The 14,458-nt window shown below is 41.2% G+C and carries 10 protein-coding genes; 5 read left to right on the plus strand and 5 right to left on the minus strand.

The window, feature by feature from the left end:
* The first annotated feature begins 78 nt into the window (after positions 1–78).
* Complete coding sequence (locus tag QJ048_RS13050) at positions 79–1,779, plus strand: hypothetical protein (RefSeq protein ID WP_282334812.1); 1,701 nt, start codon at positions 79–81, stop codon at positions 1,777–1,779.
* Between the two features lie 141 nt (positions 1,780–1,920).
* On the opposite strand, the gene QJ048_RS13055 is transcribed toward QJ048_RS13050, so the two are convergent.
* From QJ048_RS13055 to QJ048_RS13070, 4 genes are all read right to left on the minus strand, one after another.
* Positions 1,921–2,505, minus strand: coding sequence for a hypothetical protein (locus QJ048_RS13055; protein ID WP_282334814.1), 585 nt, complete (start codon positions 2,503–2,505; stop codon positions 1,921–1,923).
* Positions 2,506–3,076: 571 nt separating this feature from the next.
* Positions 3,077–4,189 carry a glycoside hydrolase family 18 protein gene (locus tag QJ048_RS13060; RefSeq protein WP_282334815.1) on the minus strand — a complete coding sequence of 371 codons (1,113 nt, stop codon included), beginning with the start codon at positions 4,187–4,189 and terminating at the stop codon, positions 3,077–3,079.
* A gap of 129 nt (positions 4,190–4,318) precedes the next feature.
* Positions 4,319–6,094, minus strand: coding sequence for a glycoside hydrolase family 9 protein (locus tag QJ048_RS13065; RefSeq protein WP_282334816.1), 1,776 nt, complete (start codon positions 6,092–6,094; stop codon positions 4,319–4,321).
* Between the two features lie 114 nt (positions 6,095–6,208).
* Positions 6,209–7,381: a DUF5009 domain-containing protein gene (locus QJ048_RS13070; protein WP_282334817.1), complete on the minus strand. Its 1,173-nt coding sequence runs from the start codon at positions 7,379–7,381 to the stop codon at positions 6,209–6,211.
* Positions 7,382–7,810: 429 nt separating this feature from the next.
* Between QJ048_RS13070 and QJ048_RS13075 the strand changes: the two genes are divergently transcribed.
* From QJ048_RS13075 to QJ048_RS13085, 3 genes are all read left to right on the plus strand, one after another.
* Positions 7,811–9,262, plus strand: a complete 1,452-nt coding sequence (locus QJ048_RS13075) for a glycoside hydrolase family 30 protein (RefSeq protein ID WP_282334818.1) — start codon at positions 7,811–7,813, stop codon at positions 9,260–9,262.
* Positions 9,263–9,373: 111 nt separating this feature from the next.
* The gene (locus QJ048_RS13080) at positions 9,374–9,733 is read left to right on the plus strand and encodes a DUF1304 domain-containing protein (RefSeq protein WP_282334819.1); all 360 of its coding nucleotides are present in this window, start codon (positions 9,374–9,376) and stop codon (positions 9,731–9,733) included.
* Between the two features lie 86 nt (positions 9,734–9,819).
* Complete coding sequence (locus tag QJ048_RS13085; protein WP_282334820.1) at positions 9,820–10,683, plus strand: SMP-30/gluconolactonase/LRE family protein; 864 nt, start codon at positions 9,820–9,822, stop codon at positions 10,681–10,683.
* A gap of 333 nt (positions 10,684–11,016) precedes the next feature.
* Here QJ048_RS13085 and QJ048_RS13090 read toward each other — a convergent pair whose 3' ends face one another.
* On the minus strand, positions 11,017–13,707 hold the full coding sequence (locus QJ048_RS13090; protein ID WP_282334821.1) for a 4-alpha-glucanotransferase: 2,691 nt from the start codon (positions 13,705–13,707) through the stop codon (positions 11,017–11,019).
* A gap of 534 nt (positions 13,708–14,241) precedes the next feature.
* Between QJ048_RS13090 and QJ048_RS13095 the strand changes: the two genes are divergently transcribed.
* Positions 14,242–14,391, plus strand: a complete 150-nt coding sequence (locus tag QJ048_RS13095) for a hypothetical protein (protein WP_282334822.1) — start codon at positions 14,242–14,244, stop codon at positions 14,389–14,391.
* The last annotated feature ends 67 nt before the right edge of the window (positions 14,392–14,458 follow it).

Consider the following 14,458-nt stretch of genomic DNA (forward strand, 5'->3'; position numbering starts at 1 on the left):
AGAACTTAAATAAATGTGAGCAGTTAAGTGGTGAGAATGAATTGCATATCACAACTTTCTGCTCACTTTTTTATGCAAATGCGAAAGAATATATTACTCTACATCCTGATCGGAATATTGATACTGGGATTAGGCACATACCTATTCCTTAAAAGCTATTTTAAATCCAGCAATGTTGAAAGGCGGCTCTCGCAACGTATAGAGAAGACTGTACATGAAGCAACTGGCGGCCTTTACAAAATATACATTAATAAAACAGAAGTTGATATTGACAATTTAAGCGTCACTCTCCGTGACATACATTTTGCAATTGATTCATCCGTACTTAAAACGCTGAGACCCGCTGACATCCCTGCCAATACAGTTGATATCGTGCTAAAAAAGCTGGAGATAAAAAATGTGGATGCCTACAAACTGCTAACAGAGAAAGGAGTTGATCTCCGCAAGATATTATTGGATGATGCAACGATTAAAATGTATCACTTTGATTCCGTAAAAAAGAAAACAGAAGTTGATACAACGATAAAGATCACCACGCTATATGACAAGATCAACAAGGATATTAGCTCGATAAGGATCGACACACTTTCACTTCACAATGCGTCCTTCGCGTATTATGGCACGAATCAACATTATAAGGAAACCGACGTAAATCGTATAAGTGCAGATCTTTTCAATGTCCTTATAGATTCTACCACGCGAGGCAATACCGACAGATTTCTATATTCCAGCGATGCAAGGATTTATGTTGACAGTTTTTCAATGCCGCTGAGTAAGGCTATGTACAAACTTTCATTAGCAAAGCTGTACGTACAGATAAAGGGAAAAACCATAACGACTATTAAAGACCTTAAACTGCACCCGCTATATGACAAAGATGATTTTGCAAAACATCTGGGGCACCAGATTGACAGGTTTGACATAAGGGCGCCTGAATTCACTATGGATAATTTTGACTACAGTGAATTTCTTAACAACCGTTCTATTCTGGCCGATAAAATTCTTTTATCGGATGCTCACATTGAGGTATACCAGGACAGGACGGCGCCGCCAAATAACAAATCAAAAGTAGGTGGATATCCGCACCAGCTCTTAAGTAAACTTGACGTACCGGTGCGTGTGCCATATATCAAAGTACAAAACGCAACGGTTGCCTACAAAGAAAAAAGTGCGGACACAAAAAAGGTGGGTGTAATAAGTTTTACAAAAGTTAATGGAGATATAAACAATCTAAGCAACATTGAAGGAAGTGGCGTAATGAATATTGCAATCACCGCGAGATTCATGGGTGAGGCACCTCTTGATGCACACTTTGTTTTTCCTAACAATCCGGCTAACGGAGAATTTAAAGTGAGTGGAAAATTCGGCGCGTTTGATGGCAAAATTCTTAACCAGGTTACCATTCCACTTGGCGAAGTAAAGATCAACAGTGCGAACATTAAACTCCTCTCATTCAACATGACTGCAAACGACACTCGATCAAATGGCAAGATCACATTCCTCTACGACAACGTTGATATTGAAATGCTGAAGCGCGACACATCAAGTCCGACCGGCTTTAAAAAGCGCGGCTTCATTACTTTTCTTGCCAATAAAATTTTATTGAAAAAGAAAAATAAGGCGAATGACAATCGTCCCGATGTCGTAAACGTTCAATATGAAAGAGACGTTACAAAGTCCATGTTTAATCTCATCTGGAAAACCATTTTCTACGGCATTAAAGAACAGGTTGGTGCGGGAGGAATGGGGAAGGATAAGGAAAGAGCGACGGTGAAGTAATTAATAATTAAGAATTAATAGAGTGGTTTGCGAAATGAAATACAATACACCAATAAAGTAAAAATTGCATCCTCTCGAAAGCTTGAATTCCATCTCTGCGCAGCACCTATTAATTCTTAATTATTAATTATTAATTGCTCTCTACCCCCCTGCTTTCACCTCCACATTTGGGTCCTTCGCCACAGCAGCCCGATGCAGAATAATCTTTTCACTTTGCATGTCGAAGGATAGTTCGATCCAGCCATAGTAGGTTTTATCGCCTTTGAGAATGCTTACCGGCTGGTACGCGTGAGCAACTTGTTTCCAATTGCCCGACCATGATGTTCCGTTCTCTTCAATGATCTTTTGCGCAATCACAACATGCGAGGCATTGTACCAATGAAAACCTTCGGGCGGCAACGATCCAATCTTATCGCCTTTTTGCAGCACCGGAGTTTCTTCATTGCCGTTTACCAGGCAGTTCGTGTAAAATTTGGAAACGATGTAGTACTGACGGTAATCCCTTCTTAGGACCGGATCACCAACAAGAAGTGTTGAAAAAGAGAAATCGGCCTCACCATCTTTGTTCAGGTCCAGGGAATAGCTTGAGTTAAATCCGACTGCTTTGTCATTCAGTTCGGTGTATTCCATTTTCGGATCATCAGTTTTCGGAGGGCATTCACAGGTGGTCTTTTTACAGCCTGTAGCAAGTAATAGAGCGGTCAACGCACACAAATACCATTGCATGAGGAAATATTTAAGGTTAATGGGATCAATGCGAGGCACGAAGCCTGCACCGAAACTTCTTTAAAAAATGTTGTCTCCATTCTGACCACCATGCAAAGGAAAACGTTACAGAAAAATGGGTCTATAAGAAAACTTTAACATTTCAATTTACTTAAGAATTGGAAATTAATGCCGTTATCTTAAGAATAGCCTCCGGAGATTGCTTCGACCCATTCCCTGCAATTCAGAAATATTTTCCTTTTACAATCTCGATTCTCGGCAGGGTCTCGCAATGACGGCGCTACTATTTTGAACTTTAGCCAACAACCTGCTATTGCAGAATTCGAAAGTTGCACGTCATTGCGAGCCCCTGTGGAGGATAAATGATTGAACTATAACAAGTAAAATAAACAAACGAGAATGGGCGAAGCAATCTCATGCCGAAGGTGTACCCTTAAGGAAACGACATTGAATTAGGAATTAAGAATTCTTCTCGTGTAACAGAAAAAAATGAAGTCAAGTTCTCCCAACTCCGGATCGTTCGAAAAAAGTAAGCCCTACTAGTTTGTGAAGAATTCTTAATTCCTAATTCTTAATTACCAAAGGTGCTCGTAATCTCCGCCAACAAATACCCTTTCCTATCATCCGCATATTCCCAAAACATCACACCTGCAAGTTTGTGGCGAAGCACATATTTGCATTTGTATTTTACGGAACGTTCATCATCGTAGGAAATAAATTTCTTATCGGTAGCGTTGAAAATATATGGAGCTTTTGCCTTTTTGTCCCAATAACTGCGATAATCTTTTTGCGTAAGCAAACTATCCTTTATGTAGGAATAACCACCAACATGGGTATGGGATGTGATCTTGCTGTCGATGCCGCGTTTGGTATCTCCTTCAACGATCAGGCCTCTGCCATAAAACGCAATGCCCATAACAAGTTTACTAACCGGAACACCGGCAGAAACAAATGCGGCCACGGCTTTGTCGGCAGAGTTCGCCATCGAGTCTTTAGAAGCACTGTACAAATTGGTGTGATGCGATGCTGTGCGCCAGCCGTAATCGTACGTCATCAAATTCACATAATCCAGATACTGTTGCGCCTTGCCCATTTCTGTGTGATGCAGGAAATTTAAGAAGCCGCCAACCGCAGTTGTCAGCAAATATTTCTTTCCCGTTGTTTGCTGCAGCGTATCCAGTTCTGCACGCAGCGCTTTAAACATCAGCGTATAGTTCTCTTTGTCTTCCGGGCGAAATACGTTTGAATCACCTCTCAAGCCGGGATATTCCCAATCTATATCAACACCATCCAAGTCATATTTCGCCATTATTGCAACAGCACTTTCTGCAAAAGCTTTCCGCGAAGTATCTGAAAGCACCGCATCGGAGAAATTCTTGCTCCATGTCCATCCTCCGATTGAAATAAGAATCTTAAGCGAAGGATTTTTCAATTTCAATCCGTTTAGATTCCTGAAGTTGATCGTGTCTGTCCTTTCATTGTGCAGATATGCACGGTTATTTTTTACATCTACAAATGCATAGTTGATGTGTGTAAGTTTGTTTGCCTCAATGATTGAAGTATCCGCCAATCCTCTGTAACCACCAACATAGCCAATTACTACGGGTTTAGTCGTGCTTGCTTTTTGAGCAACAACGCAAGTCGCGAGCAAAGAGAAAAGAATTACAAAAGAGAATTGTTTCATCGTGTTGTTTTTATAAATAAAGATTCACTGTGCTCTCCGAAGCTTCCAGCTTCGGAGTTCTATTCCGTTGCCTCTGCCAGCAATAAATCACTGAAAGCGATAGATTCATGCTGCAAGGATTCCCAACTCCTAATTCCTAATTTCTAATTCCTGCCCTTCGGCGCCCATTGCCTGCAAAAACCAGGCGGCATGTGGCAACCATTGTTCGGTCCATCGCCATTCATTGCCATCAGCTTTTTCTTTGAATAATATTCCACTACCATCAGGATTCTCGCCGCCGGTCACACCATTTGAAATACCGCCCCTTTCCGACCCATGACCAAACATAGATGCCATGTGTGGTACATTGTTTTTTCCAAAGCCGTACATAAAACATATATCGTATGGGTTGCAACCCAATATCCACGACAACTGGCGAGCAGCATATGTTTGCAAAGAATCTATTTTTGCACTTTTGTTTTTTCCATACACCAATGTGCCTCCAACTAATGCAGCAGTTGCAAGGGAAGCCAGCCTCGCATTTTCACCCTGCCACCACCAGCCGGATTCATTTTCATGAGGAATAAAAAATCCATCTTTGATTTTATTTTGTATGGCAAATGTTTGACGCGCATAACCAAACGGATTGCTCACTTCGTTGGTGATCTGCAAATTGTAGTCAAGCGCTTTTTGTATTGTTTGTAAAGCAGCGCTTCGCAAAGATGGCTCTGATTCCTTTGCTAAATATCTGGACAAAGCAACGACCGGCATACCTGCATCTGACGCATGCCAGAAGGGTCTTTTGCTATCATCTGCAATAAAATATCCTTGCGGTGTTAATCGATTAGAAATGTTTTTTGCACGTTTTCGTGCTTCGTTTTTATACAGTTCTTCATTGGTAGTTATCCATAGTTCTGTTGCCGCCATCAATGCACAATAGTCATCAAGTATGTTTTCTTTGCCATTGTCGCAATACTTCAAATTGTTTATCAGTAAATGAGCAAATGCTTTTTTTGCTCCAGCCAAATATTGCTGCGATGTAGAATCACCATGTTTCTTCCATCTTGCTGCGCGGGCCAAAGCTGCAATGCCCATTCCTCCACCTTCACGAAAAGCACTTTGATAATCGGAGGTCGTGACGCTATTTGCCAGCAGTCCAACGATTCTTCTCTGGTTAGGATCCGGTTTGAAATAACTGAATACTGTTGTATAAAAATATCCTTCCGGCGAAAGAGAACGTAACACGTAATCCGCGCCGTACAAAGCTTCACTCTCAAGTGAGTCTTTTATTTTCAATGATGTAAGTAAAGCAGGAATTGATTCTACTGCATTTTCCATTGACCATGTTACTAAAGGAATTTGTTGCGGCGACATGAAATTTGTGTAACACAAGTGTGAGAAATATTTGCTGATATCTCCCGATGCATCGCACCATCCGCCTTGTACATTTGTGGTCTTATTACTTCCGTATAGTATTACATGTTTGTCTGCTTCTAATTCTTGTGGCGTATTGGCTCTTTGCTTGTGATAGTAATTGAGGATTGCCGGCAATGTAGCTTTAGCCAATGCATGTTTACCGATAAAAAATTGCGAAGAATAATAAGTTGAATCCAGTCCAACGCGCAGAACATAATTCCCTTCCTTAGTAATTGCTGAAAAATCTGCCGTGTAAAAATACGTTCCAGGGAACCAATCACTTATTTGTACCGGCAAACGTAACACACCTTTTAAACTCATTTTATAGTCAAGATATTCAACCGTAAAGGATGTATTGGGTGGCAACGGCTTATCCGAACTAATGACAGCAACCTTTGCATCGTCACTATTAAACCCAACCTGGTTGACGTGGATCGACACCTGACTAAATCCAACATTGGGTAACATAAACAATGCAATGAACAATGTACCTGTAAGAATTCTTTTCATCTTTTTTTACTTCTTTCGTTACAACTACCGTTGATATATATACGACCCCAGTAAGAACAAAATATACTCTCTGCTACAACATCTTCTAATTCCTAGCTCCTAATTTCCCCGCCCCTACAGCTTTAACCTGATTCGTCGTTTTTCCATCAACCCCACTAACCAACTCACTATGAATGCCATGACAAACGAACGGATAATTCCGCCTGCGCCCTCTTTCAAAAACACAGGATATGTAAAACCAGTCATTCTGAAAATGGCAAACAAAATGTATGGTATGAGATAACACGTAAGTGTGCTTGTGCCTGCTGGAGAAATAAACGAGAACCACTTTTCTTTTCCTTTAATATCAACAAGCCAGATAAAAAACTCAAAAGCCAGAATGCTGATGCCTGTGCAAATAAACACCCATGCGGGCGTTGAATGTATTTTTGAAATACCACCAACATAAGGACGAACGATAAAGCCAAGCGCAATCATTGCTGTGCCGCAAATGGCTAACAACCACAAAAGGCCACCGTCGTTTTTTGTTCCTGCTATTTTTGTGTACAAGCTACTTATTAAGGCACCCGCCATAACAAGTGATGCTGATGAGCCGTCATTTACCACCCAAAGCCTTTTTGTAAAAATTCCGGTATGCGCACAAATGTTGATTGCCACAAAGGCAACAAACGCAATCAGTAAAATATTGAAGTTTCCTTTTGATAAAAGAAAAACAATCGCACACACAAGATAAGCCCAACCGATAATGCCAAGAATGCCCCACCATGAAGCATGCATCCACCCGGGATTTGCAGGGTCGCCGCTTCTATATAAGATCGCCATCAAAGCAAGTAATGTGATACCGGCACCAACGCAAATATTCTTTTTTGCCTTCGGCATTTCCGGGGAGTAGTCAAGCCAGATAATAAAGAAACTTATCGTGATTAAAAGCATCCACAAACCTTTCGATAAGATGGAAGCTTTGCTGTAATTGTCGAGGTTTACCTGAAACAGGCCCATAATCAACAGAGCAAGCGAACGGGAAAAAATGTACAATGCAATCTGCTGGACAGAATCGCCCTTATTTATTCTGTGCCGAATAGCAAATGGTAATGACAGGCCAACGATGAAAAGGAAGGCCGGAAAAATAACATCCGCAAATCCCATCCCATCGGTGTGCGAATCGACGTGTTTGATCCACTCAGGTATTTTTTGAACGCCGTCAACGTCGTTTACAAAAATCATCAGGAACATGGTAACGGCCCGGAAAACATCTATCGATTTCAATCTCTTAGGTAACAGATTCATGAATTTCTATAATTTGGTATCAGGCTAATTGCTCGTTTCATTTATGTAAGTAAACGGTCGTTGTGTAACGTATACCAATCAAATTTTAATTGGCACAAAAAATCCTCTTTTTTGTACAACAGTACAAAGTCCTACAAATACTGGTAAATAGCAAGATTGCTTTTACGTCATTTACTCTACATCACGCAATTATTGAAAAACTACAATCACCTGATTATCATTTGTAAATTAATATTACACCAAACTTCAGCTTACCTATGTAGCTCTGCACTACGCCAAACGGAGTCTTTTATTTTTTTTACCCGGCAAACGAGTATATTTTTAGCTTCTTGACCTCTTTACATAGTGAACGGCTGTCAGAGACAAGGCAATGCCTTGTCTCTACATACGATCGTTTACATTTCAAATATGTACTTAAAGTAGAATAACATGAAAAAACTCTTCCTGGTTCTTATTGCTTCCTCTTCATTTTATTTGGCGAACGCCCAAACGGCTGTAAAAAAATACAACACGGCAAATAAAACGGTTACAGTGTACACTACTGCGCAAAATACAGATCTGCGCCTTTCACAAAACGGCACGTTGAGTTTTTCACCTCTTGCTCAGCCCTTGGAAACACAGCCTTGCATATTTGTTGATCCGTCGAGGACATTCCAAACATTTATGGGAGTTGGTGGCGCGTTGACAGATGCATCTGCGGAAACATTTGCGAAGCTGCCAAAAGATAAACAGCAGGAACTATTAAAGGCCTATTATAATGCGAACAGTGGTATTGGTTATACGATCGGCAGAACCACCATTCACAGTTGCGACTTTTCAAGCGATAGCTATACTTATGTGACAAATGAAGATGCTTCACTGAGCACTTTCAATGTGGCACATGATGAGAAATACCGTATTCCATTGATCAAACAAGCTATTGCTGCGGCTGGTGGCAAACTCACTTTGTATGCTGCCCCGTGGAGCCCGCTTGCATGGATGAAGGATAATAATGACATGCTGCACGGTGGCAAATTGAAACCGGAGGCAAGGCAAACATGGGCAAACTACTACGTAAAATTTATTAAAACCTACGAAGCAAAAGGTATTCCTATTTGGGGGCTTAGCACACAAAACGAACCCATGGCTAAGCAAACCTGGGAATCCTGCATTTATACAGCAGAGGACGAAAGGGATTTTATTAAAAATTACCTCGGGCCAACTTTGCAAAAAAATGGTTTAGGCAGCAAGAAACTGATTGCATGGGACCACAACAGAGATCTTGCTTATCAACGTGCGAGCACTATCCTTAGCGATCCTGAAGCGGCAAAATATGTGTGGGGTGTTGGTTACCACTGGTATGAAACATGGACAGGCAGTGCTATGCAATTCAGCAATATCAAAATGATCAACGATGCATTCCCTGACAAGAACCTGATCTTCACCGAAGGCTGTAAAGAAAAGTTTAGTATGGACAGCATTCGCAACTGGTCGCTTGGAGAAAAATATGGCAACTCCATGATCAACGATTTCAACTGCGGAACGGTTGCATGGACAGACTGGAACATTTTGCTTGATGAACACGGTGGCCCCAACCACGTCGGTAATTTTTGTTTCGCGCCTGTGCATGCAAATACACAAACCGGTGAGTTGATATACACTAATGCATTCTATTATATCGGACAGTTTTCAAAATTCATCCGTCCGGGTGCAAAGCGCATTAGCACCGCATCCAGCAGAGATGCATTAGAAACAACTGCGTTTCAAAATACTGACGGAAGCGTTGTTGTGGTAGTGATGAACCGCACCGATAAAAAACTTGATTATAATCTTTGGATCAATGGAACGGCAGCGCAGGCAACAAGTTTGCCGCACTCCATTTCGTCGTTGGTCATCAAATAGACTTATTTACCTGATCGTGGTATATATAAGGAAGCACCGGTGGTTAAAGAATCCGGTGCTTCTGCTTTTCAAGCCGTTTTTATATTTTGTGCTACGCAAAACATATTTACAATGAAGGTAGTCGCCAATTTTTTTATTGCCATCGTTGCTATCGAACACCTGTATATTTTATGGATAGAGATGTTTGCCTGGACAACGGTTGGAAAGAAAACATTCAGAGGTTTTCCTCCGGATCTGTTTGAGAAAACAAGGACACTCGCGGCCAACCAGGGATTGTACAATGGCTTTTTGGCGGCGGGCCTGATATGGTCTTTGTGTATCGAAGATCCGAAGTGGCATTTATATGTGGCAGTTTTCTTTTTAACCTGCGTTGTCGTGGCTGGTATTTACGGTGGAATAACGGCATCACGTTCGATCATCTATAAGCAGGCATTGCCTGCATTTATTGCACTTGTATTGGTGCATTTATAACAAGGATTTTTTTGATTAAATACATTAGGAATTTTATGAAATATCACAAGCTATATTGCTTACTCTCACTTTTTATTTTTACGTGTATGAGTGTTTCAGCAAATACAGGTGCAGACAGCACTTCGCCCATCATAGCAGACGGAGCAAAGCTCGAATCGATTGCCAATAACTTTGCATTTACAGAAGGCCCGGCAGTGGATAAAGCGGGTAACATTTTCTTTACGGATCAGCCGAATGATAAAATATGGAAGTATGATATCAATGGCAAGCTTTCTGTTTTCCTTGACAAAACCGGCCGCTCGAATGGTTTATATTTTGATAAAAAAGGAAACATCATTGCGTGCGCAGACAACCAGAATGAATTGTGGTCAATCGATCCATCGGGCAAGGTAACTGTATTGATGAGTGATTATAAAGGACAAAAACTTAACGGCCCAAATGATCTGTGGATCGATGCGCACGGCGGCATTTACTTTACTGATCCTTACTATCAGCGTGACTACTGGACAAGAAAGAAACCAGAGATCGAAGGACAAAAAGTATACTATCTTAAAAAAGGAAGTAAAGAACCTGTCATCGTTGCTGCTGACATTGTAAAACCTAATGGCATTGTGGGAACACCTGATGGCAAATTTATTTTTGTAGCAGACATCGATGGCGGAAAAATCTACAAGTACACTATTAACAGCGATGGTTCTTTGAGCAATCAACAATTCTTTGCGCAGTCAAGAGCAGATGGAATTACGCTGGACAACCAAGGCAATTTATATTGCTGTGGCAATGGCGTTACAGTATTCAACTCCAAAGGTGAAAAGATCGCACACATTGATGTGCCTGCGAAATGGACTGCGAATGCTTGCATCGGAGGTAAGGATAATGACGAATTGTTTTTGACGGCGTCTGAAGGGTTTTATAAAGTGAAGCTGAAGGTGAAAGGCGTTGAGAAATAATTAAGAATTAGGAATTAAGAATCAATGCCGTTTAGTTAAGGTGTTTGAAAAAACAAAAGCATCTCGCTTGTCATCCCGAGGAAGGAGGGATCTGGGCCTAATACTAACGAACACTTTGCGTAAACAGTCACGCAGATCCCTCCTTCGTCGGGATGACAAGCAGCCTTTCTTTCCTGGACATAGCAACCAAGTAATTGAAAAATTGCTTAACTAAACGACATTGAATTAAGAATTAAGAATTCTTCCTGTGTTATATGAAGTATGAAAGCAGACCGAATGACTGTACAGTCAACAATTCTTAATTCCTAATTCTTAATTCTTAATTCCTCGCTTCTAGCTTCTTCCGCTCGCCTTTACATTCTCTTTCAATTCGTGATTAAATGCTTTTTCTTTAATCAGTTGCTCCAGCGTAACATGCATTCTGTAGCGCCAGTAGTTTTTGGGATTTGCAGGATCATTGATGCGCTCCGCAGCAACATCTTCGCTGCGCAAATCGCCGTCTATGCCAAACAGGTCCTGTATTTGAAAGATGCTCCACATTGCAGGCGAATGCAAGTGTTGCAGGATAATCGCTTTATTGATCCATGGTTCACAGAATAAAGGCGCATCGCCCCATTGCTGTAACTGGTAATTGAAGAAGCGTTGGGTGCGAGCCCTGTCTTCTTCCCACCAACCGCGGATGGTGCTCATGTCGTGCGTGGACGGCATGCACACGCTTAAGTATGGTGCGCTCGCAGGATGGAAAAATTCCTGGTTAAGCGATTTCGGCATACGTTGTACTTCGAGACTTAAAATACCGAGTTGTTTCATTACATCGGGCACACATGTCGGCACCATGCCGAGATCTTCTCCGCAGATCAACATACCTGTTGAGGCTTTCAGTGCCGGCAACCTTTTCAGGCCTTCTTTTTTCCAAAAATCTTCTTGTCTGTAATAGAAATAATTGATTGCAAGGTCCTTCAATTGCTGTTGCGTGTGCCATTCCAGTTGCTGATACGAAGTAATGCCTTCCATTCCGATGCGAAAATGAAATTGTGAACCGTTGGAACCGGGCACTTCAAAGAGTATAACGTTTGAAATAAGATTAAACAAACCTTGCTTTAAGGCCTCGTTATGATCATTGCTTTCCAGCTTCGCGAAATATGCGGCCACTTTTTGCTGAGTGTTGAATTCCTGCTTCAATTCAAACGTATCAAAGTCTGTTGAATGCAGGAACGTATCTTTCACATACTGTGCATCATTTCCATACACTGTGCTCAACACATAGTCGTTGATAAATGGCTGTGTATAGCGTTTATGATCGAACCAAATATTACGCTCCGTAAACTCATTTATATAAACAGGAATGGCGGGAACAAAGTGACCCATGATTCCTTCGACTGATTCAACAGGTACACTCCATATCCTGAAAAAACCGAGGATGTGATCTATGCGAAATGCATCATAGTAGTTCGTCATTTGGTCGAAACGCCTGTGCCACCAACCATAATGATCTTCTGCCATTTTGCTCCAGTTGTAAGTTGGTAATCCCCAGTTTTGTCCGGAGATGGCAAACGGATCAGGCGGCGCACCCGCTTGCATATCGAGATTGTACAAAGCAGGTTCTACCCATGCATCACAACTGTAGCGATATACACCAATGGGTATATCTCCTTTCATTATGATGCCGTGCTTGTGTGCATATTCCGCTGCTTCTTTCAGTTGCAGGTGCAGGTGGTATTGAATAAAGTACCAGGTGGCTATTTCATCATAATGCTTGTTGCGCGGCGATACGAATTTGTCAATTGCAGCCTTATCATACACGGCATGTTTTTTCCAAAGTGCGAAATTTGCTGTGCCGTTCAAATCTCTCAAATAACTGAATGCAGCGTATGGCACGAGCCACTCTTTGTGTTCTTCGAAAAACTTTTTGAAATCTTCATCTTTTAAAAACGCCTCTTTTTCCGCGAAATACAACACCTTCATAATGGAGAGCTTGTATTTCATTACCTGCTCATAGTCCACCGCATTGAGGTCGTTCAATACGCCCTGAACTTTTTTCAAGGGCTTTAGAATATGACTATGTTTATGATTGGCCACCTGCTCAAGATGTATATAGATGGGATGCAGCGCAAATGCGGAGATAGCGGCATACGGATATGAATCCAGCCATGTATTGGTTGCAATGGTATCATTGACAGGCAAAAGTTGTATAAGCTTGAGCCCTATGGACTTTGCCCAATCTACCAGCAATTTAATATCAAGAAACTCGCCTACACCAAAGCTTTTTTTGCTGCGCAAACTAAATACCGGCATAGCTACACCGGCGCCGCGCCATGTGTTGTTTGGGAGGTTTATAAATCCATCGTGAATAATCGTTATCTTATCGGTCGCATCTCCATGTAACGACCTGTTGGCGCCATTTTCAAAACGTGTGATCTTTTTTTCCCTGGCGTCGTAGATAGCATATTTGTAAGTAATGGGAAGATCCTCCTTCGGTAGTTCTATTTTTGCTTCCCACCAGTTGCCATGCATCTTAAATACAGTTGCTTTCGTTTGATCCCAATCTCCCAGTCCGGCCCCGCTTCCGGAAATACACACTGCTTCATGTTTGTGTAGCAATGGCGCTTTTATGCGAAATATGTGGCTGAACTTTTTGGGAGACCGCGCTTTTGTCACGGTTGAGTGGGAAGGCAAAAGTGTTTCGCGAAACGGAATGGTGTAAAATGCGTTTTCAAACTCTCCGGCGAAGTTCCAGGTATCGATGACCTCTATTAGGTCATTGCTAATTTTAGACAACTCGATTACTCTGTCGTCGCCGCCTTCGTCCACAAAAGAACCGTCAACATTTTTCAATGCGTACTTGTAGCGGATCTCTTTCAGGTTCTCCGCGTCGATATCAATACTTGCATGCCAGAAGTCCCGGCTAAAATAACTGAGCGGCAAACCTTCTGTTTCAAATTTTCCCAGCTTATCAATATTGCCTTTCAGGGAAATGGCCTGTCCAAAATGGGTAAAAAACCTTACGTAAAAATCGATCCGCATGTAAAATATTTTGAAATTTCAGAATTGGCTTATTTCTATGGGAACATCGTCGGTAATCGAAAATACAATAAGCTGGCAATTTTTTTACAAAAAACACAGCATGCCGTTGATAATTAATAAATAATAAGTAATAATTAAGGGGCACATTTATCAGGAGATTCGGGCATTAGTTGTTGTTAAACACAAAAAAGTCTACATATTATTATGTTGCAGCTCCTATTAATTCTTAATTATTAATTCAATGTCGTTTAGTTAAGCAACTTTTCAATTACTTGGTTGCTATGTCCAGGAAAGAAAGACTGCTTGTCATCCCGAGGAACGAGGGATCTGCGTGATTGTTTACGCATAGTGTTCGCTAGTGTTAGGCCCAGATCCCTCGTTCCTCGGGATGACAAGCGAGATGCTTTTGTTTTTTCAAACACCTTAACTAAACGACATTGAATTACTAATTGCAAACCATCAACCGAAAATTTTTAATCATTGCTTGTCCTTTTTTGAATTTGTTCCCTTATTTTCGCACAAACTTTTTTTGACATGGCAAAAAAATCTACAGGACTTTATTGGTTGTTGTTCTTTATTTCAACTATAGCATTGGTTTCAGCGATCGTTCTTCGTTTTGAATATTTAACTTTGATCATTCCTTTCGTTTGCCTTTACTTCGTTAAGGCGATGGACATCATCTAAGCATTTATTCCTTTTTATAAGGATCAAAATAATTAAACCCTCCGAATGGAGGGTTTTTTAGTTTTTC

The sequence above is a fragment of the Pinibacter soli genome, assembly GCF_029961145.1.
GTDB lineage: Bacteria > Bacteroidota > Bacteroidia > Chitinophagales > Chitinophagaceae > Pinibacter > Pinibacter soli.

Bases quoted from the DNA above. Each gene is read 5' to 3' on its own strand.
- QJ048_RS13050 (WP_282334812.1), top strand. From the start codon at position 79: ATGCGAAAGAATATATTACTCTACATCCTGATCGGAATATTGATACTG.
- QJ048_RS13055 (WP_282334814.1), bottom strand. From the start codon at position 2,505: ATGCAATGGTATTTGTGTGCGTTGACCGCTCTATTACTTGCTACAGGC.
- QJ048_RS13060 (WP_282334815.1), bottom strand. From the start codon at position 4,189: ATGAAACAATTCTCTTTTGTAATTCTTTTCTCTTTGCTCGCGACTTGC.
- QJ048_RS13065 (WP_282334816.1), bottom strand. From the start codon at position 6,094: ATGAAAAGAATTCTTACAGGTACATTGTTCATTGCATTGTTTATGTTA.
- QJ048_RS13070 (WP_282334817.1), bottom strand. From the start codon at position 7,381: ATGAATCTGTTACCTAAGAGATTGAAATCGATAGATGTTTTCCGGGCC.
- QJ048_RS13075 (WP_282334818.1), top strand. From the start codon at position 7,811: ATGAAAAAACTCTTCCTGGTTCTTATTGCTTCCTCTTCATTTTATTTG.
- QJ048_RS13080 (WP_282334819.1), top strand. From the start codon at position 9,374: ATGAAGGTAGTCGCCAATTTTTTTATTGCCATCGTTGCTATCGAACAC.
- QJ048_RS13085 (WP_282334820.1), top strand. From the start codon at position 9,820: ATGAGTGTTTCAGCAAATACAGGTGCAGACAGCACTTCGCCCATCATA.
- QJ048_RS13090 (WP_282334821.1), bottom strand. From the start codon at position 13,707: ATGCGGATCGATTTTTACGTAAGGTTTTTTACCCATTTTGGACAGGCC.
- QJ048_RS13095 (WP_282334822.1), top strand. From the start codon at position 14,242: ATGGCAAAAAAATCTACAGGACTTTATTGGTTGTTGTTCTTTATTTCA.